At 64.5% G+C, this 23287-nt stretch carries 24 protein-coding genes; 19 read left to right on the plus strand and 5 right to left on the minus strand.

Annotated elements, in window-relative coordinates; all coding sequences use genetic code 11:
• Positions 1-95 precede the first annotated feature (95 nt).
• The 9 genes from C8N43_RS01355 to ureG all read left to right on the plus strand — a co-directional run bounded on the left by C8N43_RS01355 (position 96) and on the right by ureG (position 5590).
• The gene (locus tag C8N43_RS01355) at positions 96-920 is read left to right on the plus strand and encodes an urease accessory protein UreD (protein ID WP_245913006.1); all 825 of its coding nucleotides are present in this window, start codon (positions 96-98) and stop codon (positions 918-920) included.
• Positions 921-930: 10 nt separating this feature from the next.
• Positions 931-1233 (plus strand): urease subunit gamma, encoded by a 303-nt coding sequence (locus tag C8N43_RS01360; protein WP_107843906.1) that lies wholly within the window; start codon positions 931-933, stop codon positions 1231-1233.
• Positions 1234-1243: 10 nt separating this feature from the next.
• Positions 1244-1549 (plus strand): urease subunit beta, encoded by a 306-nt coding sequence (locus C8N43_RS01365; protein ID WP_107843907.1) that lies wholly within the window; start codon positions 1244-1246, stop codon positions 1547-1549.
• Between the two features lies 1 nt (position 1550).
• Positions 1551-3257 (plus strand): urease subunit alpha, encoded by a 1707-nt coding sequence (gene ureC / locus C8N43_RS01370; protein ID WP_107843908.1) that lies wholly within the window; start codon positions 1551-1553, stop codon positions 3255-3257.
• 28 nt (positions 3258-3285) lie between these two features.
• Positions 3286-3582, plus strand: a complete 297-nt coding sequence (locus tag C8N43_RS01375; protein WP_107843909.1) for a hypothetical protein — start codon at positions 3286-3288, stop codon at positions 3580-3582.
• A gap of 120 nt (positions 3583-3702) precedes the next feature.
• On the plus strand, positions 3703-3921 hold the full coding sequence (locus tag C8N43_RS01380; protein WP_107843910.1) for a DUF1127 domain-containing protein: 219 nt from the start codon (positions 3703-3705) through the stop codon (positions 3919-3921).
• 10 nt (positions 3922-3931) lie between these two features.
• A complete protein-coding gene (locus tag C8N43_RS01385; RefSeq protein WP_107843911.1) occupies positions 3932-4393 on the plus strand; it encodes an urease accessory protein UreE in 462 nt (153 codons plus the stop codon).
• Positions 4386-4988 (plus strand): urease accessory protein UreF, encoded by a 603-nt coding sequence (locus tag C8N43_RS01390; protein WP_107843912.1) that lies wholly within the window; start codon positions 4386-4388, stop codon positions 4986-4988. Before C8N43_RS01385 ends, C8N43_RS01390 begins: the two co-directional genes overlap by 8 nt.
• A complete protein-coding gene (gene ureG / locus C8N43_RS01395; protein ID WP_107843913.1) occupies positions 4985-5590 on the plus strand; it encodes an urease accessory protein UreG in 606 nt (201 codons plus the stop codon). The genes C8N43_RS01390 and ureG overlap by 4 nt, the downstream gene beginning before the upstream one ends.
• A 36-nt stretch (positions 5591-5626) precedes the next feature.
• Here the strand turns inward: ureG and C8N43_RS01400 are convergent, their stop codons facing one another.
• The 4 genes from C8N43_RS01400 to C8N43_RS19775 are packed head-to-tail and all read right to left on the minus strand — an operon-like array spanning position 5627 to position 10892.
• A complete protein-coding gene (locus C8N43_RS01400) occupies positions 5627-7519 on the minus strand; it encodes an alpha/beta hydrolase family protein (RefSeq protein WP_107843914.1) in 1893 nt (630 codons plus the stop codon).
• Between the two features lie 21 nt (positions 7520-7540).
• Entirely contained in the window at positions 7541-8503 is a 963-nt protein-coding gene (locus C8N43_RS01405; protein WP_107843915.1) for a phosphoadenosine phosphosulfate reductase, read from the minus strand.
• Complete coding sequence (locus tag C8N43_RS01410) at positions 8500-9348, minus strand: glycosyltransferase family 2 protein (RefSeq protein WP_158269886.1); 849 nt, start codon at positions 9346-9348, stop codon at positions 8500-8502. The genes C8N43_RS01405 and C8N43_RS01410 overlap by 4 nt, the downstream gene beginning before the upstream one ends.
• Positions 9345-10892: a hypothetical protein gene (locus C8N43_RS19775; RefSeq protein ID WP_245912870.1), complete on the minus strand. Its 1548-nt coding sequence runs from the start codon at positions 10890-10892 to the stop codon at positions 9345-9347. The genes C8N43_RS01410 and C8N43_RS19775 overlap by 4 nt, the downstream gene beginning before the upstream one ends.
• A 141-nt stretch (positions 10893-11033) precedes the next feature.
• On the opposite strand from C8N43_RS19775, the gene C8N43_RS01425 reads away from it, so the two are divergent.
• The 4 genes from C8N43_RS01425 (at position 11034) to C8N43_RS01440 (ending at position 16475) form a co-directional block, all read left to right on the plus strand.
• Complete coding sequence (locus C8N43_RS01425) at positions 11034-12059, plus strand: glycosyltransferase family 2 protein (RefSeq protein ID WP_107843917.1); 1026 nt, start codon at positions 11034-11036, stop codon at positions 12057-12059.
• Between the two features lie 1174 nt (positions 12060-13233).
• On the plus strand, positions 13234-14325 hold the full coding sequence (locus tag C8N43_RS19935; RefSeq protein ID WP_425437073.1) for a glycosyltransferase family 2 protein: 1092 nt from the start codon (positions 13234-13236) through the stop codon (positions 14323-14325).
• A 64-nt stretch (positions 14326-14389) separates the two neighbouring features.
• Positions 14390-16060: an ABC transporter permease gene (locus C8N43_RS01435; RefSeq protein ID WP_107843918.1), complete on the plus strand. Its 1671-nt coding sequence runs from the start codon at positions 14390-14392 to the stop codon at positions 16058-16060.
• A gap of 115 nt (positions 16061-16175) precedes the next feature.
• The gene (locus C8N43_RS01440) at positions 16176-16475 is read left to right on the plus strand and encodes a hypothetical protein (RefSeq protein ID WP_107843919.1); all 300 of its coding nucleotides are present in this window, start codon (positions 16176-16178) and stop codon (positions 16473-16475) included.
• 60 nt (positions 16476-16535) lie between these two features.
• On the opposite strand, the gene C8N43_RS01445 is transcribed toward C8N43_RS01440, so the two are convergent.
• Positions 16536-17756, minus strand: coding sequence for an acyl-CoA dehydrogenase (locus tag C8N43_RS01445; protein WP_107843920.1), 1221 nt, complete (start codon positions 17754-17756; stop codon positions 16536-16538).
• 112 nt (positions 17757-17868) lie between these two features.
• Here C8N43_RS01445 and C8N43_RS01450 point away from each other — a divergent pair, with 112 nt between their 5' ends.
• The 6 genes from C8N43_RS01450 to C8N43_RS01475 all read left to right on the plus strand — a co-directional run bounded on the left by C8N43_RS01450 (position 17869) and on the right by C8N43_RS01475 (position 23237).
• Positions 17869-18774: an AAA family ATPase gene (locus tag C8N43_RS01450; protein WP_107843921.1), complete on the plus strand. Its 906-nt coding sequence runs from the start codon at positions 17869-17871 to the stop codon at positions 18772-18774.
• Positions 18775-18840: 66 nt separating this feature from the next.
• The gene (locus C8N43_RS01455; RefSeq protein ID WP_107843922.1) at positions 18841-19500 is read left to right on the plus strand and encodes a hypothetical protein; all 660 of its coding nucleotides are present in this window, start codon (positions 18841-18843) and stop codon (positions 19498-19500) included.
• Positions 19501-20751, plus strand: coding sequence for a vWA domain-containing protein (locus tag C8N43_RS01460; RefSeq protein WP_107843923.1), 1251 nt, complete (start codon positions 19501-19503; stop codon positions 20749-20751). It begins immediately after the preceding gene.
• A 77-nt stretch (positions 20752-20828) separates the two neighbouring features.
• Entirely contained in the window at positions 20829-21293 is a 465-nt protein-coding gene (locus tag C8N43_RS01465; protein ID WP_107843924.1) for a DUF1203 domain-containing protein, read from the plus strand.
• A complete protein-coding gene (locus C8N43_RS01470; protein WP_107843925.1) occupies positions 21283-22248 on the plus strand; it encodes an XdhC family protein in 966 nt (321 codons plus the stop codon). The genes C8N43_RS01465 and C8N43_RS01470 overlap by 11 nt, the downstream gene beginning before the upstream one ends.
• Positions 22248-23237 (plus strand): molybdopterin-binding protein, encoded by a 990-nt coding sequence (locus C8N43_RS01475; RefSeq protein ID WP_107843926.1) that lies wholly within the window; start codon positions 22248-22250, stop codon positions 23235-23237. The genes C8N43_RS01470 and C8N43_RS01475 overlap by 1 nt, the downstream gene beginning before the upstream one ends.
• Positions 23238-23287 lie beyond the last annotated feature (50 nt).

Consider the following 23287-nt stretch of genomic DNA (forward strand, 5'->3'; position numbering starts at 1 on the left):
GCCAGAGGGCGGCTTGCCGTTTGCCCAAAAAATGGGCGCAGCGGTAGAAATTTGCGCTTTCGCCGGGCGTGCGGAGGCGGCGGATATTGCGGGCCGTGGCCCCGCCGGTCAGTCTTGCCGCGATGTTGGATGCTGTTGCTCATCAAAGGGTTCGGGGCCGTGCCTCGGTCGCCATTGGCGCAGGTTTGCGCGGGCTGCACCAGTCGGGGGCGGCGAAGGTCATGCTGCCCAAGGTGCACGGGCCGGTGCCGGAAGTGGTGTTCCTGAATACTGCTGGCGGGATCACTGGCGGGGACCGATTGGATTATGCGCTGACCGTGGAGCCAGCTGCGCAGGTCGTCGCCACCACGCAAACAGCAGAGCGCGTCTATGCCAGCGCGGGCGGTTTTGGCGAGGTCGCGGTGGATTTGAAGGTCGGCGCAGGCGCGCGGCTGGACTGGTTGCCACAAGAAGTCATCGCCTACGAAGGCGGTCGGCTGTCACGGTCGCTGTCGGTCGCGCTGGCCGCGGATGCGACCTTCCTGTTCGTGGAGCTGCTGGCCTTAGGTCGTCACGCGATGGGCGAGCACCTGTCCGACGTGATCTTGCGCGACGCGCGCGACGTGCGCCGGGACGGGCGCTTGATTTACGCCGAGCCGCTGGAAGTGACCGCAGGCCTTTTAGGCTTTGAAGGAGCCTCCGGGCTGCGCGGCGCGGGCGCGATTGCCTCGCTCGGCCTGTTCGGCGCGGATGCCCCGCTGCTGGCCGAGGCCGCGCGGGCGGTGGAGATGGAAAGCGTCACGGCAGCGGTAAGCGGCTGGGACGACAAGTTGATCATTCGGGCCCATGCGGGCGACAGTTGGCCGCTGCGCCGCTACGTGGCCCAAGTGTTGCACGTGCTGCGCGGCGGGGCCGCGTTGCCACGGGTCTGGCAGATTTAGGGGAGATGAGATGAACCTGACACCTCGGGAAAAGGACAAGCTTCTGATCTCGCTCGCGGCCATGGTGGCGCGCGGGCGGCTGGAGCGGGGGGTGAAGCTGAACCACCCCGAAGCCATTGCGCTGATCACCGATTACGTCGTCGAGGGCGCGCGCGACGGGCGCAGCGTCGCCGATCTGATGGAGGCGGGTGCATCGGTCGTGCGCCGCGATCAGTGCATGGATGGGATCGCCGAGATGATCCACGACGTGCAGGTCGAGGCGACCTTCCCCGACGGGACCAAGCTGGTCACCGTCCACCACCCAATTCGCTAGGGAGATCAATATGATACCAGGGGAAGTCATAGTCGCAGACGGCTCGATCGAACTGAATGTCGGGGCCGAAGCAGTTGTCATCGAAGTGGCCAATACGGGCGACAGACCGGTGCAGGTCGGCTCGCATTACCACTTTGCGGAAACGAACGAGGGGCTCGAATTTGATCGCGAGGCCGCGCGCGGCATGCGGCTCGACATCGCGTCGGGCACCGCCGTGCGGTTCGAGCCGGGCCAGCGCCGGGAGGTCACGCTGGTGCCCTTGGGCGGCGGGCGCGCGGTCTACGGGTTCAATCAAAAGATCATGGGGGCGCTGTAACATGGCGACGATCTCACGGGGCACCTATGCGGATATGTACGGGCCGACTACGGGCGACCGGGTGCGGCTTGCGGACACCGATCTGATCATCGAGGTCGAGCGCGACCTCACCACCTATGGCGAAGAGGTCAAATTCGGCGGCGGCAAGGTGATCCGCGACGGCATGGGTCAGTCGCAGGTCACCCGCGCGGGCGGGGCGGTGGACACGGTGATCACCAACGCGCTGATCGTGGACCACACCGGCATCTACAAGGCCGATGTGGGCCTGCGCGACGGCTTGATCGCGGGGATCGGCAAGGCGGGCAACCCGGACACACAGGACGGCGTCGACATCATCATCGGCCCCGGGACAGAGGCCATCGCCGGCGAGGGGCGAATCCTGACCGCAGGCGGCTTTGACGCCCATATTCACTTCATCTGCCCGCAGCAGGTCGACGACGCGATCCATTCCGGCGTGACCACGATGCTGGGCGGCGGCACCGGCCCGGCCCACGGCACGCTCGCCACCACCTGCACGCCCGGGGCGTGGCATATCGGGCGAATGATGCAGGCCGTGGACGGGATGCCGGTCAATCTGGGCTTCTCGTCGAAAGGCAATGCCTCGAAACCCGACGCACTGGTCGAGATGATCAACGCCGGTGCCTGCGCCATGAAGCTGCACGAGGATTGGGGCACGACCCCCGGCGCGATTGATTGCTGCCTGTCTGTGGCCGATGACATGGATGTGCAGGTGATGATCCACACCGATACGCTGAACGAAAGCGGCTTTGTGGAGAACACTCTGGCTGCCATTGGCGATCGCACGATCCATGCCTTCCACACCGAAGGCGCGGGCGGGGGCCATGCGCCCGACATCATGAAGGTCGTGTCGTCCCAGAACGTGATCCCGTCCAGCACCAACCCGACGATGCCCTACACGGTCAACACGCTTGAAGAGCATCTCGACATGCTGATGGTCTGCCACCACCTGGACAAATCCATTCCCGAAGATGTGGCCTTCGCCGAAAGCCGCATCCGCAAGGAAACCATCGCGGCCGAGGACATCCTGCACGACATGGGCGCGTTTTCGATCATCGCGTCGGACAGTCAGGCGATGGGCCGGGTGGGCGAGGTGATCATTCGCACCTGGCAGACGGCGGACAAGATGAAGAAGCAGCGCGGGCGACTGTCGGACGAGACGGGCGACAATGACAACCTGCGCGTGCGCCGCTACATCGCGAAATACACGATTAATCCGGCGATCACCCATGGCATGTCCAAGCATATCGGCTCGATCGAGGTGGGCAAACGGGCCGATCTCGCCATGTGGGATTTCGCCTTCTTCGGCGTGAAGCCCGCGATGGTGCTGGTCGGCGGCTCGATTGCCGTGGCGCAGATGGGCGATCCGAATGCGTCGATCCCGACACCCCAGCCGGTCTACTCGCGCCCGATGTTCGGCGCGATGGGCCGTGCGGTGGAACGCTCGGCCGTGGTCTTTGTCTCCCAGGCCGGGCAATCGGCGGGAATTGGCACGCAGCTGGGCCTTGCGAAAGAGACCGTGGCGGTGGAGCGCACCCGTGGTATCGGGAAATCCGATATGGTGCTGAATGATGCGACCCCGCAGGTCGAGGTGAACCCCGAGACCTACGAGGTGCGCGCCGATGGCGAGCTGCTGGTCTGCGAGCCCGCGACCGAGCTGCCCATGGCGCAGCGCTATTTCATGTATTGAAAACAAGAACCTGAGAAGAGGTCCGAGCATGAAGAATCTGATGATCCCAGCCGCCCTAGGCGCGGCACTGACCGCCTGTACCCCCGCGATCTACGAGGTGCCGGGGGTGGTGGAAAAGCTGCCCTCCGAGGTGGCGAATTGCGAACGGGTGGGTCGGGTGACCGGCAAGCCCGGCGTGTTCGGCCCCTTGGCCGAGATCGGGCTGCAGGACGCCCGCCGCGCCGCAGAGCAAACCGCCAAGGAGGCGGGCGCGAACACCATCGTCTACGACCCGCTGCCCGAAGGCGAGGTCTACGAGTTGCCCGCAACCGTTTACAAATGCTGAAGAAAGTCTTGCATCCAGCGCAATGCGGCATTGCAGCATTGGGCCTGCCAGACCGGGGCAGCGGGGCCTATCTATTCCTCAAGGCGCGCGAAGGAGCGCGCGATTTTGAGGAGATGCACGATGGCCTATGTCAGCCAGACCCAACCGAACTCGATCCTGTCCGCAATCGGCGACTTCTTCATGTCGCTCTACAATGCGGCCGATCTGACCGCTGCGGCCAACGCCCGCGTGCGCCAGATGGAGAAGCTGAACGCGAAATCCGACGCCGAGCTGGCCAAAATGGGCCTGCGCCGCGAAGACATCGCGCGCCACGTGTTCCGCGACATCTACCATCTCTGAGAGGTGCGATATGAGCGCGCCGCTGCCGGTGGCGCGCGAGGTCGTGCGCGATGCTGGGGCCGGTGACGCCCGGATCGCACTGACCTATGACGCGCGGCTGTTGCGACGAAAGCGACTGACCGCCGCGGAAGGCCTTGAATTCCTTGCCGATTTTGAGCGCGCGGAAAGCCTGCGCCATGGTGATGGATTTTCGCTGGATGATGGGCGCGTCGTGGTGGTTGAGGCCGCGCCGGAAGCGGTGCTGGAGATAACCGGCGATCTGACCCGGCTCGCCTGGCATATCGGCAACCGCCATACGCCTTGCGAAATCTCAGACACCGCTCTCTACATTGCAGAAGATCCGGTGTTGCACGCCATGCTCGAACAGCTCGGCGCCCATGTGCACCGCGTGACCCGGGCGTTCAGCCCCGAAGGCGGTGCGTATGGGCACGGGCGCACCTTCGGGCACTCCCACGACCATTCCCATGACTGACTACCTGACGCTGACCCAATGGCTGTCGCCCGCCTTCCCGGTGGGCAGCTTCGCATATTCTCACGGGCTGGAGCGCGCGATTGACGCAGGCGACGTGTCGGATGCGGCGGGATTGCAGGCTTGGCTCACAGGCGTGCTACGCTTCGGGGCAGGGCGGTCCGACGCGGTGCTGTTGAAGCGCGCCATGGCGGGCGCGGACGTAGCCGATCTGACGATTGCGCTCTGCGCGTCGAAAGAGCGCGAGGACGAGACGATGGCCCAAGGCCGCGCCTTCCTTGCGGCAACCAACGGAATTTACGGCGAAAATCTGCCCGACATGGCCTTCCCGGTCGCGGTCGGCACCGTCGCGCAGCGCCTGTCACTGAGCCCGGAAGAGGTCGCGAAGCTGTATCTGCACGCCTTCGCCTCGAACCTTGTCTCGGTCGCGGTGCGCTTCGTGCCCTTGGGCCAGACCGAAGGCCAAGCGGTGCTGAGCGCGCTGCACGAGGTCATCGCGGAGGTCGCCGCAGAGACAGAGATCTGGACTGGCGCGCTTGGCGCGGATATCGCCGCGATGGAGCATGAAGTGATGGAAACAAGGGTGTTTCGCACATGAAGAACGGACCTTTGCGGGTGGGCATTGGCGGCCCCGTGGGCGCAGGCAAGACGACCCTGACCGAACAGCTGTGCCGCGCGCTGAGCCCGAAATACTCGGTCGCCGTGATCACCAACGACATCTTCACCCGCGAGGATGCGGAATATCTGATGCGGGTGCAGGCCCTGCCGCTGGAGCGCATTCGCGGGGTCGAGACGGGCGGCTGTCCGCATACGGCGATCCGCGAGGATGCCTCGATCAACCTCGCCGCTGTAGCGGAGCTGCGCGCGGCGTTTGATGATCTCGACGTGATCTTGATCGAAAGCGGCGGCGACAATCTGGCGGCAACCTTTTCGCCGGAGCTGGCCGATCTGACGCTCTATGTGATCGACACGGCGGCGGGGCAGGATATTCCACGCAAGAAGGGGCCGGGGGTCACACGCTCGGACCTGCTGGTGATCAACAAGACGGACCTCGCGCCCCATGTGGGCGTTTCGGTCGAGCTGCTGGAAAGCGATGCGCGAGCGTCACGCGGCGCGCGACCGTTTGTGATGGCGGCGTTGAAATCCGGCAAGGGCGTGGACGAGGTAGTTACCTTTATCGAACATGAAGGCGCGCTCTGATCGAGCGCGCCCGGGTCGTTCTTATGATTTCACAACTCAAACCGCCTGCTTGCGCCGTCGCTTTTTGAACGCGTTGCCAAAGCGCTTGGCGCGGTCTTCGCGGCCCCTTGCAGCCAGATAGCCCTCCATCGTCTGGCGGTAGAGGTAGACGTCCTTGCGTGCACGGATGGCGCGGAAGAAGTCAAGCTCGGTCAAGGTGCCTTCGATGCAGCCTTTCATCACATCCTTCAGCGCCTCCATGCGCGACAACACCAGCGCGGATTTATGGCCGAGCCCGGCACCCTTCAGGTGGATGATGTTGTCGCCCTTCAGCCGCTCGACATGGCGGCGGTCGCCCTCGTGGAACTGGTCGTAGACGACATAGACCTTTGATGCCCGCTTGGTCTGCTTGGCCGCGTCCGAGTATTCCAGCGACCAGTCCGCCGCGCGACCCTTGGAGAACCGGTTTTCCCACGGCACAAGATCTTCGTCGAGCGTGGTCTGGGGCGAGAAGGCCGCGACGGTGCAGCCGGGTGCGAGCGACGAGAAGGTCAGCGCGCCGAATGCGCCCATCGAGGTGCCGACGAAGGAGACGCTGTCAAAGGCTTTGAAGAAGCCTTCGCGGCGCAGTTTCACCAGGTGGTCGATCAGGGCCTGATCGCGGAACCACGTGGGGGTTTGCGCGTAGACGCCCAGATGAGAATAGCCTTGGTCGGCGCAGAATTTCTGCGCCCATGGCTCGCGCTGATAGGCCTCGTTGCCCGCTTGGGAGAGGTTGTCGAAGCTGACGACCAGTTGGGCGTCGCCGCGATCCACGAAGGAGGCAGCGTAGTTGCCAAAGGAGTGGAACCAGCCTTCGTGGTCCCCGCCGGGGTAGATTTCGCGGTACCACGTGGGGGCTGCGACCTCTTCGACGAGCGCGTCGGTGGCGGGCGCGGGCGCCTTCGCTTCTTCCGGCTCGACCACCAGTTCGCGCTCTGCCTTGTGGCGGGCCTGAAGGTTGCCCATGGCGATCATCAGCGCCTCTGTCGCGGCCTGACGGTCGGCGGCCTGCGCGTGCAGCTGATCCTCTGGCGAGGGGTCCGGCTCGTTGGTCTGCAGGTCGTCGGTTGCGAAAAACTCTTTGTAATCAGGCATGAAGCGCTTGATCAGCCGGCGGTTCTCTTTCAGTCGGGCATCCATCAACTCGCGCCGCTCGATACGGGTGAAGACGTCGCGGGATTTGATCGTGCCGGGGTGGTTGATGGCGATCAGTTCGCGGATGACCTCGCGGGTGTTGAACGCGGTCTTCTCACCCATGAGCGCCAGAAGCTCGGACATTTCGGCGGAGAACGTCTTGTTGGCGCGGCCTTCGGCGAGTTTCAGATCGTCGCTGATCTCCAGCCCGATGTGGTGGGCGAAGTCGCGCACGACATCGCCGTCGACCAGCCATTTCGGGCCGAAGGGGCGGACGATGACGTTGTCGCGCCCGAAGATCTCGGCGTAGGTCTTGAAGGTCTCCAGATAGCGCATGCGGCGGGCGGCGTCTTTCAAGAACGCCTCACGGTCGGGCGGGATGCGGCTGTTCTTCAGCAATTGTTTATACAACGCCTCTAGATAGCTGTCCTGGCGGCGCAGGTAGCAGATGATCTTCACGCGCGACTTGATCTCGTCGGGGGCGGCGACGGCGAGCTTTCGCGCGGTATACAGGTTGAACAGCATCTCGGAGCTTGCGACATGGGTCGTCTCAGGCATGCTGTCGGCTTCGCGCATCATGTCCTCCATCACGGCGCGCGCCGTGCCCGTGCGCGCGGCGGAGGCCAGCTGGTTGTGCGCGATATGCGCGCGGCCTGTCTCCATGAAGTTGAGACGCCCATCGGCGCGCAGTCGCGCGGCGTTGTCGTTCAAGAAGGTCTGTAGTGAGGTCGTCCCCGTCTTAGGGGAGCCGATATGCAGCCAGATCTGCCCCATGAATTTTTCCCGCCTCTGCCATTAGTTAGGGCCCCCTCGTTTGCCGGGGGGCGTTATGCCGCGCTTCTCGAGAAGCGCGTTTGCCGCGTTCAATTTGCGGCGGAACACCGGACCATTGCCGGTGCTTAGAACCCGCTCCGCCACGAAGGCGATGAGCAGGGGGTGTCGTTTTTCCGGGATGCGCAGGATCAGCTCGCGCAGGTAGCGGCGGAAGCCGTGCCGCGCCCGAAGCATCTTGTAGAAGCCGGTGCGCGTCAGGGTGCCGTCGACGCAGCCCCCGACCACCGCCTTCAGCAGGCCCATCTGGATCAGGCCAGAGGCGATCCGGTGGCCCTGAAAGCGGCATTTCAGCTTGGTGATGTTGTCGCCCCGGAAGAGCGCCGCGTGCATCGCATCGGCAGGCTCCAGCGGGTCGTAGAAGATGAAAACGTCCTTGGCCGTGCGCACCATGTCGGGCGCATAGCCGAAGTCGTTGTTGTAGTTGCGCTTCCACGCCTTCTGGTAGCGCGTCTCCCAAGAGGTCACGTCGCGGTCCAGAGTCGCTTGCGGGCTGATGGCCACGACCGTGGCACCGGGGCAGGCGGCAGAGAACGCGCAAGCCGCATAGGCCCCCATCGAGGCGCCGTAGAAGACGACCCGCTCGAACTGCTTGAAAAAGCCCGTGGATTTAAGCCGCTTGAAGAAGGCGATCACATCGTCGTCGCGGTACCAGGTCCAGTCATGGGCCATCAGGCCAAGAATCGACCAGCCCTGCTTTTGCACGAAATCGAAGCCCCAGGGCAGACGATTGCCATGATCGAACACATGATCGAGGTTCTCGAAGGTCACGATCAGCGTCTTGCCGGATTTCACGAACAGCGCGGTGTGGTCCGCGCCCAACTCTTCGAAAAATCCGTGCTCGTCGCCCAGGGCGCGCAGCTCGGCGTTCCACGCCTTGCGGTCGAGCTCTTCTGCGGGCGATTTGAGGTCGATCGCGCCGCTCATGCCGACAGCCTCTGGCGCAAGCCCGGGAACAGGGCGAGCCCGGGTTTGAGCGCGCGTTCTATTTCGCGGCCCGCCTCGGTCTGCTTCAAGCGGTCGATCTGGGTGCGGTGCCATTCCACCGCGCGGTTGTGCAGGCGTGCGAGCTTATGGTCGGACATCAGCTCGTCATAGATGTCCTTCATCGCGTCGAGCTTGGGCAGGATCGAGGCGTCGTAGACCTCCGCCCGGTTGAGCGTATGGAAGCGTGCCGGGGCCTTGCCGGTCAGGTGCGCCTCCAGCAAAAACGCCTCACGGGTGCGGGTGGCGTAGCAGTTGATCTGGCCGAATTGCGCCGAAGGCGGCTCTGCCGGTGTCTGCACGGCGGTGCGGTGCAGGCTGCGCGGACCGAGCGGCGACAGCTCTGCCGCGGCCCGACGGAACGTCTCTGTCTGGAAGCCGTCGTGGAAGCTGGACACCCCCGCACTGCCGAAGATGCGGCGGGGCAGGGTCAGGGGCAGGCCCCGGGCGGTCAGCGCGCTGATATGCGACGCGTCAAGGTTCACGAACTCATTGGGGTCGATGAACATCGCCCAGTCATGGGCCAAGTAGACCGGATCGCGCAGTGCGCGGCGGGCCGCCCGGGGGCGATGGCCGCCGGTGCGCCGCTCGGGGGGCGGATTGCGACGGTGGGTGGCGACGCCCAGCTTTTCCAACCGGCGCAGCATCTTGTCGGTGCCGTCCTGGCTGCCATGGGTGAAGACCAGCGCGTGGTCAAAGCCCAGGCCCAGATGATGGGCGATCCATTCGACGAGGTACGGGCCCTCGTTGCGCATCGCGGCGGCGATCAGATGCGTCTCGGCGCTCATCGCTTCTGCACCACAAGCACCTGGTCGCGCTTTTCCTTGTGCCATTTGGCCTGATGAATGAAGCAGCCTGAGAAGTCGGCGCGCATGTCGTTGAGCGCGTCCTGAATGCGCGGGTTCGGGTGGGCGAAGCCGCCTTCGTGCAGGTAGCCCTGGAACAGCACCGCGGTGCGCGGGTAGCCGCTTTTCTCCAGCGCCTTGGGCTGGAAGCGCAAATCCTCGATGATATAGACGCCGCCGGGCTTGAGCTTCGGGAACAGCGTCACGAAGGCATGCTGCTGGTGGTGTGAGGCATGGGTCGCGTCGTCGAGGATGAAGTCGAAATTGCCCGTATGCGCCGTGCCGTTTTCCAGCGTCTCCATCGCGTCCGAGCTGGCGCGCAGCGTGGTGAGCCGGTCGAGCGTCAGTCCGGCCATGGGCCGCTCGTCGATGCCGGTAATCTTGGCCTTGGGCAGGTATTCCAGCCACATCTGCGCCTCTGGGCTGCCCGCTTCGATATCGCCGAGGCCAAGCAGGCCCATGTGGATCGCGCGGGCGCGGAAGGGCGAGAAGAGAAGCTGGTAGAGCTCGGAAAAGCCGTGTTTGCGGCTGCCTTGGTCGAGCCCCTTGGCATCCGCGATATCGGTCAGGTTCACCACGCCGCGGCCCGCGCGGTCCGCATTGGTCACCTCGGGGATCGAGGTGCCGGGGATCATCTTCGGCTCTTTGGGCCTGTGGGGGTTCGACTTTGGAAGGGGCGCGTCCGAGGGGACGATCCCGTGCTTCTTGATCAGCTTGCCGATCAGGCTGTCGGGATGCGGCTCGCCGCCCTCGCGCTCGATGATGCGCATGCGCATCCGGCGGCCCCAGAAATGGATCGACAGCGTGTTGTCGGTGATGCGGTGGGACAGATCCTCGTTCGGCTTCAGCATCATCCGGCGCTGCTTGAAGCTAATCGGGAACAGCGCCTCGATCGGCATGGCGTATTTGTGCTCGCCGGTCTTGTGCAGGAAATGGGTCAGCGCCTGCGGCCCCCAGACACCCCAGCTCTGCTCGCCCACATGGACCGGGTCGCCCGCCTCTTTCTTGGCGCGCATCTCGGCCTTCAGGTCCTCGTTGAACCAATCGGGGATGGCGTATTCGTCGGAGGTGAAGTCGATCAGCCCGGCCAGCGTGTCGCTGTCGGCGGGCAGGCCCACGACGCCGTTGTTGATGTGATGCGCGCTTTCCCAGCCGTGGAAATGCCCGTTGGGCGTGGTGAATTTCTTGACGCAATAGGCGTCGGTGTCGGCCCAGATCTGGTCGTCGGTCTTGGTCAGCATGTTGTAGCGCCACTTGTCGGCCTGCGGCGCGGGCGAGCCGGTGCGCTTGTGGGCGATGACCGTGTCGATGGACATGATTTCGTTGGCATCGCAGACCTCGATCCCGTCGGGAATGTTGCCGACATCGCCATAGGTGTACATCTTGACGTGATGGCCCGCGTCCCGAAACGAGACCGCGCAAAGCTGCTCCATATAGGACAGGTTCCCGCCGATCCACAGCTGGGCGATGGCGTAGTCTTTGGACACGTGTCTGCCTCGTCTCATGGGCGGGGTTAATCCCAGCCCCTTCTTATCATTGTTTCGATTCTCGCAAAGGAGGGGTTAAAACGCAAGAAAAAGCTGATTCGTTTTCAGGGATTTACGGGTCGAAAGGGCAACAGGCGACACATGAAAATCACACTTGTCACCACCATGCGCAACGAGGGCCCGCATCTGCTGGAATGGATTGCCCATCACCGCGCCGCGGGCGTGACGGGATTTCTGGTCTACACCAATGATTGCGACGACGGCACAGAGGCGCTTTTGGAGCTTTTGCCGGACGTCGTGCACGTTCCTCTCGAAGACGGCGCGAAGCCACCGCAATGGCGCGCGTTGAAGGCAGCATGGGACCATCCGCTGGTCAAAGCGTCCGACTGGATCGGCTGCGTGGACTGCGATGAATTCATGAACCTTGGCAATGGGTTGCGGGGCGTCCCTGATCTGATCGCGCGCGCCGAAGCTGACGTGATCTTGATGCCCTGGCGTCTGTTCGGCCATAGCGGGCACATCACCCTGTCCGACGATCTGACGCTTGAGCGGTTCACCCATGCAGCGCCCGAGACGCTGCTTTACCCCGCGCTTGGCTCGTTCTTCAAATCGCTGTTTCGGCGGGACGGACCGTTTCGGCAATTCGGCGTGCACCGGCCCAAGCAAAAGAACCCCGAGCGGCACCCGCCGCCAAAGGTCGTCGATGGCTCCGGCGCGCCGGTGGTGGATCGGTTGGCGGCCAATGACACGCAGATCATGCTGTGGGGCAAGCCCATCGCGCGTGAGCTGGTGCAGCTGAACCACTACTCCGTCCGCTCGGCGGCGGATTTCATGCTGAAACGGGGGCGGGGCCTGCCCAATCACCGTCAGAAGCAGGTCGACCTGACCTACTGGGTCGAGCGCAACTTCAACACGGTCGAGGAGCGCACGATCGCCTTGATGTTGCCCGCGACGAAGGCCATGTTGGAGGATTTGATGGACATCCCCGGGGTGGCAGAGGCGCAGGTGCAGGCGCGCGCGTGGCATCAGGCACGGCTGGCGCATCTGATGAAAGAGCCCGAAGAGCTGAAACTGTTCGGCCGTCTGCTGCTGGCGGAAAATAGTGCGCATTTGCCCGATCCCGTAGCCATGGAGCTTGTCAGGCTGTATGGACACGCCCATGGCTGACACGGAAATCTACCTGCGACGATCCTTGAATGTGGTTCAGGATCAAGGGCTTGTGGCCCTTGATTGCATCGGTTGGGCGGACCCTTTGGGGGGCATGGGGCTGCGGGTGTTCTTCAAGACGGGCACGTCCTACGACCCGTTCGACCCTAAGCCGCGGCAGGGATGCGCCAAGTTTTCCGAGGCGCGCATGATCAATGGCGGGCCAATGTTTGTGGGCGTCGCGGACGCCCCCGCAAACCATATCAAGATGGCCCTGAAAGAGGGCGAGTTGAAGCTGCCCGTGCAGATGCCGGAGACCGACTTGTTCGCAGACCTGAATGTCTGCATTGCGGAGCGGAACGGTGAAAGCCTGGAGGTGATCGAGGCTTGGCTGCGCTACCACATCGTCGGCCATGGCCTGCAGGCGGTGCTGTTGATTGATCGTGAAAAACCGAACCTGAACAAAGGGTTCGAGCGTAAACTTGCAGCGCTTTGCGCCGAGCTGGGGGTGCAGCGCTTCGTGCATGTGACCTCGCCCGTGCCGCTCGGCGCGCTCGATTTGCCGCCCGCGGCACACCCGTTCAACGCGCCCGATGCGCCCGGCAAGGACCGCATGGAAGACCTGCCGCGCGATCCGCAACACGCGCCGCTCGCGGATCTTGCGCTCTATGAATGGGCGAAATGGCGCTTCCTCGGCCGTGCCCGCGCGGTGATAAATCTCGACCTCAGCGATCTGCTGCAGCCCGGCCAGCAACCGTTCAAGACGGTGCATGACAGCGGGGTGGGCGTGATCCAATTGATCGGGCAGCGCACCTACCCATGGCGCATCCGGCCCAAGAAAAACGTGCACTTCGCCGACCATATCTGCCGCCAGTTCGACAATCCCCGTGCCAATCGGCGCTGGTGCGTCGCCCCCGCCCGTGTCGGCAGCGAGCGCATCTGGCGCTTCGTGCGCATCGTCGATGCGGAACCCGGGATCGACGAGGTCGCCCATTTCTGGCGCGCCATGGCCATCCGCCACCCCGGGGCCAGCCCGTCCGAGCTTGCCCCAAAGACCTCGTTGATCGAGGACCCGCTGCTGCTGGAGATGGCCACCGAGGTCTGGCAACACAAGCCCGTCCGCCCCCCCGCAAGCAAGGTCGAAGAGCCCGCGGGCAAGGCCATCGACGGCGGTCGCACAATCATCGTCACCTGCATGAAGAACGAGGGTCCGTTCATCTTGGAATGGATCGCCTTCCACCGCGCGATCGGGGTCGATGACTTCCTAATCTACACCAATGACTGCACCGATGGCACCGATGAGCTGCTCGACCTGTTGCAGGCGAGGGGCCTTGTGCAGCGGCGTGACAATAAGTTCCACGGCACCGATCTGAAGCCGCAGCACTGGGCGCTCGACGCCGCCGATAGCGAAGAGGTCTATCAAAAGGCCGGCTGGGCGATCTCGATGGATGTGGACGAGTTCATCAACATACACGTGGGCAAAGGAACGCTCGACGATCTCTATAAGGCGGTCGGCGACGCCAATATGATCTCGCTGACTTGGCGGCTGTTCGGCAACGCCGATGTGCATGAATATAAAGATGAATTCCTGATCAATCAGTTCACCCGCTGCGCGCCGGAGCTCTGCCGCAAGCCGCATCAGGCCTGGGGCTTCAAGACGCTGTTCCGCAATATCGGCATCTACAAGAAGATGGGCGTACACCGCCCCAAGGGCCTCAAGCCGGACCTGTGGGAGAAGATCAAATGGGTCAACGGCTCTGGCAAGCCGATGCCCAAGAAGCTGATCCGCAACGGCTGGCGCTCGACCACCGACAGTTATGGCTACGATCTGGTGACGCTGAACCACTATGCCGTGCGCTCGGCTGAGAGCTTTCTGGTCAAGCGCGACCGGGGCCGGGTGAACCATGTCGACCGCGATCAGGGCCTGAGCTACTGGTTCCGCATGAACAACAACTGGGAAGAGGACACCTCTGCCCAGACCAAGCTGCCGCTTCTGCAGGCCGAGTATGACCGGCTGATGGCCGATCCCGAAATTGCCGCCGCACACGCCCATTGCGTGGCCCAGCACCGCGCCAAGATCGCCGAGCTGAAGGCGACCGAGAATTACGCCAAGTTCTACGATGATCTGACCGGCGAGCGGATGCAGCGCTTGTCGCGGCTGCACACTCATTTCGGCGCGAATGTCTTCCTGTCCGGCCCGGATGTGGTCCCGGACGAAGTCGCGTTCAAGGACGACCCGCCGCAGGATTTCTTCTTCACAGTCAAGCGGGCCAAGACCACCCACTAGTGCCTGAGCATTTTACTGGGTCTTGTCTTTCCAATCCCCGGCGCGCGGCGTAAACAGGGCGTCGATGTTGAGCCTGTCGCGCCCCTCTCGCCCGTCTGACCGTCGCCGTAGCCCGCGCAGCTTGCGCGTTGTGGCAGGCGTCGTCGCAGCCATTTGCCTGCTGCCGATGCTGGCGGTTTTGCTGGCGGCGCTGACCGGCGGCTCTGACACGCTGGCCCATTTGGCGGGCACGGTGCTGGGCCGATACGTGGGCAACACCGCGGCACTGGTGGCACTGGTCTCGGTCGGCACCTTCATGCTTGGCACCGGGGCCGCGTGGCTCGTGACCATGACCGAATTCCGCGGCAGGCGCTGGCTGGAGATCGCGCTGGTGATCCCGCTGGCCTTCCCGGCTTACGTGCTGGCCTACGCCTACACGCACATTCTGGACCATCCCGGCATCGTGCAGGCGAGCTTGCGCGCACTGATGGGCTGGGGCCCGCGCGACTACTGGTTCCCGGAAATCCGCTCGCTGGGGGGCGCGGCGGCGATGCTGATCCTGGTGCTCTACCCGTATGTCTACCTGCTGGCCCGCGCCGCCTTCCTGCAGCAAAGCGCCACAACCTTCCTCGCCGCGCGCGCTCTTGGCCAGACGCCGCTCAAGGCCTTTGTGCGGGTCTCGATCCCCATGGCGCGGCCCGCGATTGCGTCCGGCGTGCTGCTCGCGGTGATGGAGACGATCGCCGATTTTGGCACGGTCGCCTATTTCGGCGTGCAGACCTTTGCGACGGGCATCTACACCAGCTGGTTTTCGCTCGCCGACCGTGCTGCTGCCGCGCAGCTGGCCGTCGGCATCCTGTCGGTTGCACTGCTGCTGGCCTTGCTCGAGCGCGGCTCGCGCGGTCGCGCCCGCTACCACAACACGCGCCGCCAAGAGCCCATGACCCGGATGCAGCTCAAGGGCTGGGTTGGCGCGGCTGCCACGTTGCTCTGCGCCATTCCGGTCGCCTTTGGCTGCGTGATCCCGGTAATCGCTTTGACGGTGATGGGCCTCGGGTCCGAACAGGACCTGCTCTCGCCGCGCTATCTTGGCTTCATCCGCAACTCGATCCTGCTGGCGGGCACGGCGGCACTTTGCACGGTCGCCGCCGCCATCGCGCTTGGCTACCTGCAGCGGCTCGATCAGGGCAGGGGGCCACGCATTGCGGGCAATATCGCAAGGCTCGGCTACGCCGTGCCCGGCGGGGTGATTGCCGTGGGGCTGATGGTGCCGTTTGCGCAGTTCGACAATACGCTGGATGCATGGATGCGCGCGACGTTCGATGTCTCCACCGGCCTGCTGATCACCGGCTCGATCTGGCTGCTGGTCGCGGCCTATATGATCCGCTTCCTTGCCGCCGCACTTGGGGCCTACGAGGGCGGGCAGGTGGCGGTAAACGCCAATATGGACGCGGCCTCCCGGGCGCTTGGCCAATCCGCCTTCGGCACATTGCGCCGGGTGCACTTCCCGATCCTGCGCCCCAGCCTGTTGACCGCGCTGCTGATCGTTTTCGTCGATGTGATGAAAGAGCTGCCCGCGACGCTGATCCTGCGCCCGTTCAACTTCGACACGCTCGCTGTTCAGGCCTTTCGCCTGGCATCAGACGAGCGGTTGGAGGGCGCAGCCGTCCCCTCCCTCGTGATCGTTGCCATCGGCTTGCTTCCGGTGATCCTGATCTGCCGTCAGGTCGGACGGCACCCGTCGCGCCGCGGTTGACCTAAGTCAATCGATCCCCCCTCGCAGAAGCTAAAATGGTCGAGTTCGTGACACGGCCCTCGCTGAGGCATGCGAGACGCGAGTGTCACCAAACCTCGAAGCAATGGAGAAGGTAATGAAGATCATTCTGACAGCCGCCCTCACAACACTGGCGTTTTCAGCCCCGATCTACGCCGAAACCTCGGCGGAAGAGTTGTTTGCGATGAGTAACGAGTCCGCGGCAGAGATTCTTGTGCGTGAGCATTCGCTGGGCGACATGAAAGCGACTCAGGTCGCGATGGCTTTGGAAAGCATGAGCGCTGCGGAGCGCCGCGCCTTTTTCGACAGCACGCCCGCCAGCCGCATGGAGGTGCTGGAATGCATGCACAAGACCGATAGTGGGGACAGCCCCGCTGAAGCCTGCGCGATCAAGTAGCAGATCAAAAGCGCGACGGCCGGGCGCGTTGGAACCCCCCGGCCGTTAAATCCTTGAGCCTTAGAAAAACGCCTGCAGTCCCGTGACGGCCCGCCCGAGGATCAGCGCATGCACGTCATGGGTGCCCTCATAGGTGTTCACCGTCTCGAGGTTCATCATGTGGCGCATGATTTGGTAGTCTTCCTGGATGCCGTTGCCGCCATGCATATCCCGTGACACGCGCGCCATATCCAGCGCCTTGCCGCAATTGTTGCGCTTCACGATGGAGATCATCTCAGGCGCGGCGCGGCCCTCTTCCATAAGACGGCCTACCCGCAGGGAGGCCTGCAGGCCCAGCGAAATCTCTGTCAGCATATCCGCCAGTTTCTTCTGATAGAGCTGCGTCTGCGCCAAGGGCTTGCCGAATTGCTTGCGGTCCAGCCCGTATTGACGCGCGGCCTCCATGCAGAACTCGGCGGCTCCCATCACGCCCCAGGAAATCCCGTAGCGCGCGCGGTTGAGGCAGCCGAACGGGCCTTTCAGCCCTTCGACGCCCGGCAGCAGGGCATCTTCGCCCACCGCCACGTCCTTCATCACGATCTCGCCGGTGGTCGAAGCACGTAGGGAGAGCTTCCCGCCGATCTTCGGCGCGCTCAGCCCGTCCATGCCTTTCTCCAGCACGAAGCCGCGGATCTTGCCGCCATGGGCCTCGGATTTGGCCCAGACCACGAAAACATCCGCAAAAGGCGCGTTGGAAATCCACATCTTCGCGCCGTTCAGCACGTAGCCCGCGTCGGTCTTCTTCGCGACGGTCTTCATGCCCGCGGGGTCAGAGCCTGCGTCAGGCTCCGTCAGCCCGAAACAGCCAATCAGATCGCCCGCGGCCAGACCGGGCAGGTATTTCGTGCGCTGCTCTTCAGAGCCGTAGGCGTAGATCGGGTACATCACCAGCGAGGATTGCACCGACATCATCGAGCGGTAGCCCGAATCCACCCGCTCGATCTCCCGCGCGACCAGCCCATAAGTCACATAGCCCGCGCCCAGCCCGCCATATTGCTCTGGTATGGTCAGGCCCAAGAGCCCGGCCTCGCCCATCTGCTTGAACAGGCCCGGCTCGGCCACCTCGTCGCGGTAGGCGGCGATGACCTTGGGGGCCAGCACGCTTTCGGCGAAGCTGCGCGCGCCGTCGCGCAACATGCGCTCGTCCTCGCTCAGCTGATCTTCCAGCCGCAGCGGGTCTTCCCAGTCGAACCGGGCCATGTCGGGGGCGTCCTTGGTGGGGATCGGCGTGGTCACGTTCATCGGGCTGGCTCCTATCTGCGGGTCAATGCCAAGACTATAGTCGCAAAAGGGGGGCGGCAATGCTTGACGCCCGCGCGCGCAGGTGCAGCTATGTCGCACCGGAGGAGACCACATGACCGAGCTGCCCAAATCCATCGACGACACCATCGCCCTGCTTGAAGATCAGGACTATGTCTGCGGGCGCGCGCTTGCCACCGTCGTCTACCTGTCGCTGACGCTGGGCAGGCCGGTCTTTCTGGAAGGCGAGGCGGGCACCGGCAAAACGGAAATTGCCAAGGCACTGGCCGCGGGCCTTGGCCGCCGCCTGATCCGACTGCAATGCTATGAGGGGCTCGACGCGGCCTCCGCGGTCTACGAGTGGAACTTCCCCGCCCAGATGGTCGCGATCCGTACAGCGGAGGCCGCCGGCGGCGCCGACCGCAAGGCGCTGCAGGACGAGCTGTTCTCCGACGAGTTCCTGACCGCCCGCCCGCTCTTAGAGGCGATGCAGCCGCAGGACGGCGGTCCGCCCGTGCTGCTGATCGACGAGCTCGATCGCACCGATGCGCCGTTCGAGGCGTTCCTGCTCGAAGCCCTGTCCGACTTTCAGGTCACGATCCCCGAACTTGGCACGATCAAGGCCGCCGAGCCGCCCATCGTGATCCTGACCTCGAACCGCACGCGGGAAGTGCATGATGCGCTGAAGCGGCGCTGCCTCTATCACTGGGTCGACTACCCCGATATCGACCGCGAGCTGGCCATCCTCGCCGCCCGCGCGCCGGAGGCGAAAGAGGCCCTGTCGCGCGAGATCGTGGGGTTCGTACAAAAGCTGCGCACCGAGGATCTGTTCAAGAAGCCCGGCGTGGCGGAGACCATCGATTGGGCCAAATGCCTGCTCGCGCTCGACGTCATGACCATGAGCCCCGAGGTGATCGCCGACACGATGGGCGCGATCCTGAAATACCAGGACGACATCCAGAAAATACAAGGCTCCGAGGCCAAACGCATCCTCGACGAGGTCCGCGCGGAGCTGGCCTGACGTGGCAAACTGGCGCGAAATCCCCGTTTGCGCTACGTTGATTGGGTATTTCAGGGGGAGGGGCAGATGAATTTCGAAGCCCTGGACGGCACGAAACTGATCATCTTGATGGTGGCGGGCGCGGTGTTTGCTGCGGTCGGGCTCTATCTGATGGTGCGCCCCAAGGCGGGCGACGCCGCCAAGATCGAGCTGTTCGGGATGAAGTTCGAAAGCTCTTCGGCGGGATTGCTGGTCTTTATCGTGGGCGCGGCGTTTCTTGCGACTCCCCTGTTTGCGCCGGAAAAATCCGGCGGAGGCGACGACAATAGCGCTCAGGCGGGCGTCGCGGACCCGTCCAAGCCCCCGGCGCTGCGACTGCCAAGCTACCCAGAGGTCGAAGAGCAGGAACCAAACGACCGCGCCCAAGCCGCCAATATCGTGGCGTTCGGGCAGACGGTCGCGGGCAGCTCGCGCGCCAAGGAAGCCGATTGGTTCATTCTGGAACTGCCGCCAGACCCGCCTGAGAAGGTCACGATCCGGGTGCGCCATGTGGATGGCGGCAGCGTGAGCTACGAGATATTTGACCAGGACGAGGTGCGGAAAACCTCATCGAGCCTGTCGACTGGCGCGAAGCCGCACGAATTCTATGTCGATGGCGCCACGCAATATTTCGTGCGCCTGAAGAGCTACTGGGAAACCGAGCGCACCAGCTACGAGCTGCAAATGACCGCAGCACGGGGAGAGTAAGTGCCCGAATACCTGCCCCTCGATGTCCCCGAAGACGGCAAGCTCGCCGACAACATCACGTGGTTCGCCCGCGCGTTGCGCGCCGCCGGGCTGCCGGTGGGGCCGGGGCGGGTGCTTGATGCGATCCGCGCGGTGGAGGCCGCGGGCTTCACCGAGCGGCAGGATTTCTACCATGTGCTGCAGGCCTGTTTCGTCTCGCGGCCCGAACATCGCGCAACCTTCCAGCAGATCTTCCGCCTGTTCTGGCGCGACCCGCGCTATCTCGAACATATGATCGCGGCCCTGACGCCCGCCATTCGCGGCGTGCAGGAAGATCGCAAAGCCCGCGCCGCCGAAAAGCGCGCAGCAGAGGCTCTGCTCGACGGGGTGAACCGCGAGATCGAGACGCAAGAGAACGAAGACGGCGGGACCGAGATCGAGATCGACGCGTCCCGCACCATGTCCGCCGAGGAACGCCTGCGCTCGCTTGATTTCGAGCAGATGAGCAATGACGAGATGGCCCGCGCCAAGCGGATGCTGGCCAAGCTGTCCCTGCCGGTGAAACCGCTTTTGTCCCGGCGCACGGCGGCCAGCCCCCGCGGCGCGCAGGTGGATTGGCGCCAGACCCTGCGTCGTTCGATGCGGCAGGGGGGCGATATCCAGCAGGTGGCGCTGAAGACCCAGACGCAGCGTTGGCCCAATCTCGTGGCGCTCTGCGATATCTCCGGCTCCATGTCGCAATATTCCCGCGCTGTGCTGCATTTCCTGCACGCCGTCAGCAACGAGAAGGGCGCGGGATGGGCCAAGGTGCATGCGTTCACCTTCGGCACGCGGCTCACCAACATCACGCGTCATTTGCGCACCCGTGACGTCGACGCCGCACTGGCTGCCGCCGGGGCGCAGGCGCAGGATTGGGAGGGTGGCACGCGCATCGGGCGCTGCCTGCATGAGTTCAACCGCGACTGGTCGCGCCGGGTCATGGGCGGCGGCGCGGTTGTGCTGCTCATCACCGACGGGCTGGACCGCGACGACCCGGACGCGCTGGAGCATGAGATGCGCCGCCTGCAGCTGACCGCGCGCAAGGTGATCTGGCTGAACCCTTTGTTGCGGTGGGACGAATTCGCTCCCAAGGCCCGCGGAATTCAGGCCATGCTTCCCCATGTGGACAGCTTCCGCGCGGGCCACAATATCGCGGCGCTGGAGGGACTGGCAGAAGCGATCTCCCGCCCCGATGACGCGGGCGAAAAGGCGCGTCTGATGGCGCAGCTGTGAGCAAAGCGCAAGGAGCGGGTCGCGGGTGGCCATGACGGTGCGCCACAGTGGGGCTCTTAGAAAAAGGAGACCCCGATATGCGATTCACACCCTACAATCTCGACTTCATCCAGCACATTCGCGCAGGCGGAACCGACGCCAATGGCCAACTGCCGGAACGCGCGATCTCGGACGGGCAGGGAAAGCCCTGCCGCTGCTGCCTCGACACCGTGCCAGCGGGCGAAGAGATGCTGATCCTCGCCGCGCGGCCCTTCCCTGCGCCGCAACCCTATGCCGAGACCGGCCCGATTTTCTTCTGTGCCAAGGACTGCACGCCTTTCGCGGGCGACGGCGTGCCACCGATCCTGACCGCCTCACCGGACTATCTGGTCAAGGGCTACACCGCCGATCACCGCATCCGCTACGGCACGGGGCAAATTACCCCGGCGGACGAGGTCGAAACCTATGCGCGCACGCTGTTCGAGACGACCGAGATCGCCTATGTTGATGTGCGCTCCGCGCGCAATAACTGCTTTTTGACAAGGATCCCCCGTGACGGCTGACCTCAACGACATCCCCGCCATCGCTTTGGGCTGGCACCGCGACGGCACAGGTGCTGCGCTCGCCACCGTGGTCGAGACCTGGGGCTCCGCCCCGCGCCCGGTCGGCTCGCAACTCGCGATCTCGGGGCAGGGCGACATCATGGGCTCGGTCTCGGGCGGCTGCGTCGAAGGCGCGGTCGTGGTCGAGGCGATGGATGCCTTGGACGATGGCCAGCCGCGCCTGCTGGAATACGGCGTCAGCGATGACGAGGCCTTTGCCGTGGGCCTCGCCTGTGGCGGCACGATCCGGGTGCTGGTCGAGCCGGTGGGGCGTGCGTTGCCTGAAGACATGCTCGCCGATCTGGTCGCCGCCCGCGCGGCCTCGACCCCGATCGCCTATACGGTGAACACCACCAACTGGACCCGCGCGCTGGCAGGCCCCGACGCCCATCCCCACCGCTTCCGCAGCGACAAATCCGGCTTCGACGACGCGCTCTTCGTGGGCATCCACAACCCGGCCCTGCGCATGGCCATCGTGGGCGGCGTGCATATCGCGCAGCCGCTGATCACCATGGCCCGCCAAGCGGGCTTCGCGCCCGTGCTGATCGACCCACGGGAGGCCTTTGCCAGCCCCGCGCGCTTCCCGGGAGAGACCCTGATCCATGACTGGCCCGACGAGGCGCTGCAGGCCTTCGGCCTAGACGCGCGTTCGGCGGTGGTGACCCTGACCCATGACCCCAAGATCGACGATCCGGCGATCCGCACGGCGCTGGCCTCCGATTGCTTCTACCTCGGCTGTCTCGGCTCGACCCGGACTCACGGCAAGCGCGTCGCGCGGCTGCAGGAGGCGGGGTTCACCGAAGACCAGATTGCCCGCATCCACGGCCCCGTCGGTCTTGATATCGGGGCCAAATCCCCCGCGGAAATCGCCGTGTCGATCATGGCCGACATCATCCAGACCCTGAGGCACGGCTGATGCGCTTCGGCCCGGTGCTGCTGGCGGACGCCGAAGGCGCGATCCTGGCCCATTCGGTGCAGGCGGGCACGAAACGCTTACGCAAAGGGCTCACGTTGGAGGCGTCGCATATCGCGGCTTTGCGCGCGGCGGACGTGTCCGAAGTGACTGTCGCGCGGTTGGAGCCCGGTGATGTGCATGAAGACGCCGCCGCGACGCGCCTCGCGGACGCGCTGGTCGCGGGGCAGGGTCTGCGCCTTGGCCCCGCCAGCACGGGCCGTTGTAACATCTTCGCCGAAGGCCCGGGGCTCGCCCGTCTTGACGCGGACGCGATCAATAGGGTGAACGCGGTCGACCCGATGATCACTGTCGCGACCGTCCCGCAATACCAGCGCATGGAAGACGGCGGCATGGTCGCGACTGTAAAGATTATCTCCTACGCCGTGCCCGAAACGGCGCTCGATGCCGCGTGCAGTGCCGCCCGGGATGCGGTCCGATGTCTTGCCCCAAAACGCACCAAGGCACTGTTGATCGAGACGATGATCGACGCGCCAATGAGCGACAAGGGCGCCCGCGCCATCGCCGCGCGGGTCAAGGCATTGGGCGGCACGCTCGCCGTCGCCCCCCATGTGCGCCATGACACCGATGCGCTGGCGGACGCCCTGCGCGCGGCGCAGGCGGATGTGATCTTGATCCTGACGGCTTCGGCCACGTCCGATCCTCATGACACGGCGCCCGAGGCCGTCCGTCGCGCGGGCGGCACGGTCGCACATTTCGGCATGCCGGTGGACCCGGGCAACCTGTTGTTCATCGGCACGCTCGCCGGGGTCCCGGTGATCGGCCTGCCGGGCTGCGCGCGGGTCCCGGCGCTCAATGGCGCTGATTGGGTGTTGGAGAGGGTGATGTGCGGGGTCGATGTCACCGCTCGGGACATCATGGGTATGGGGGTCGGCGGGCTGTTGAAGGAAATCCCGACGCGCCCGCAGCCAAGAAAGCCCGCGTCGCCCTAAAGGGGGCTCAGGCCGCCCGCAGCGCCAGAATGAAGAAAAGCCCCGCGGCC

Source organism: Litoreibacter ponti, assembly GCF_003054285.1.
Classification (GTDB): domain Bacteria; phylum Pseudomonadota; class Alphaproteobacteria; order Rhodobacterales; family Rhodobacteraceae; genus Litoreibacter; species Litoreibacter ponti.

Coding starts and splice junctions, on each gene's coding strand:
- C8N43_RS01455 (WP_107843922.1), top strand. CDS start 18,841: ATGAATTTCGAAGCCCTGGACGGCACGAAACTGATCATCTTGATGGTG.
- C8N43_RS01445 (WP_107843920.1), bottom strand. CDS start 17,756: ATGAACGTGACCACGCCGATCCCCACCAAGGACGCCCCCGACATGGCC.
- C8N43_RS19935 (WP_425437073.1), top strand. CDS start 13,234: ATGAAGAACGAGGGTCCGTTCATCTTGGAATGGATCGCCTTCCACCGC.
- C8N43_RS01410 (WP_158269886.1), bottom strand. CDS start 9,348: ATGAGCGCCGAGACGCATCTGATCGCCGCCGCGATGCGCAACGAGGGC.
- C8N43_RS01400 (WP_107843914.1), bottom strand. CDS start 7,519: ATGGGGCAGATCTGGCTGCATATCGGCTCCCCTAAGACGGGGACGACC.
- C8N43_RS01425 (WP_107843917.1), top strand. CDS start 11,034: ATGAAAATCACACTTGTCACCACCATGCGCAACGAGGGCCCGCATCTG.
- C8N43_RS01375 (WP_107843909.1), top strand. CDS start 3,286: ATGAAGAATCTGATGATCCCAGCCGCCCTAGGCGCGGCACTGACCGCC.
- C8N43_RS01390 (WP_107843912.1), top strand. CDS start 4,386: ATGACTGACTACCTGACGCTGACCCAATGGCTGTCGCCCGCCTTCCCG.
- C8N43_RS01440 (WP_107843919.1), top strand. CDS start 16,176: ATGAAGATCATTCTGACAGCCGCCCTCACAACACTGGCGTTTTCAGCC.
- ureG (WP_107843913.1), top strand. CDS start 4,985: ATGAAGAACGGACCTTTGCGGGTGGGCATTGGCGGCCCCGTGGGCGCA.
- C8N43_RS01465 (WP_107843924.1), top strand. CDS start 20,829: ATGCGATTCACACCCTACAATCTCGACTTCATCCAGCACATTCGCGCA.
- C8N43_RS01380 (WP_107843910.1), top strand. CDS start 3,703: ATGGCCTATGTCAGCCAGACCCAACCGAACTCGATCCTGTCCGCAATC.
- ureC (WP_107843908.1), top strand. CDS start 1,551: ATGGCGACGATCTCACGGGGCACCTATGCGGATATGTACGGGCCGACT.
- C8N43_RS01435 (WP_107843918.1), top strand. CDS start 14,390: ATGTTGAGCCTGTCGCGCCCCTCTCGCCCGTCTGACCGTCGCCGTAGC.
- C8N43_RS01385 (WP_107843911.1), top strand. CDS start 3,932: ATGAGCGCGCCGCTGCCGGTGGCGCGCGAGGTCGTGCGCGATGCTGGG.
- C8N43_RS01450 (WP_107843921.1), top strand. CDS start 17,869: ATGACCGAGCTGCCCAAATCCATCGACGACACCATCGCCCTGCTTGAA.
- C8N43_RS01365 (WP_107843907.1), top strand. CDS start 1,244: ATGATACCAGGGGAAGTCATAGTCGCAGACGGCTCGATCGAACTGAAT.
- C8N43_RS01475 (WP_107843926.1), top strand. CDS start 22,248: ATGCGCTTCGGCCCGGTGCTGCTGGCGGACGCCGAAGGCGCGATCCTG.
- C8N43_RS01405 (WP_107843915.1), bottom strand. CDS start 8,503: ATGAGCGGCGCGATCGACCTCAAATCGCCCGCAGAAGAGCTCGACCGC.
- C8N43_RS01360 (WP_107843906.1), top strand. CDS start 931: ATGAACCTGACACCTCGGGAAAAGGACAAGCTTCTGATCTCGCTCGCG.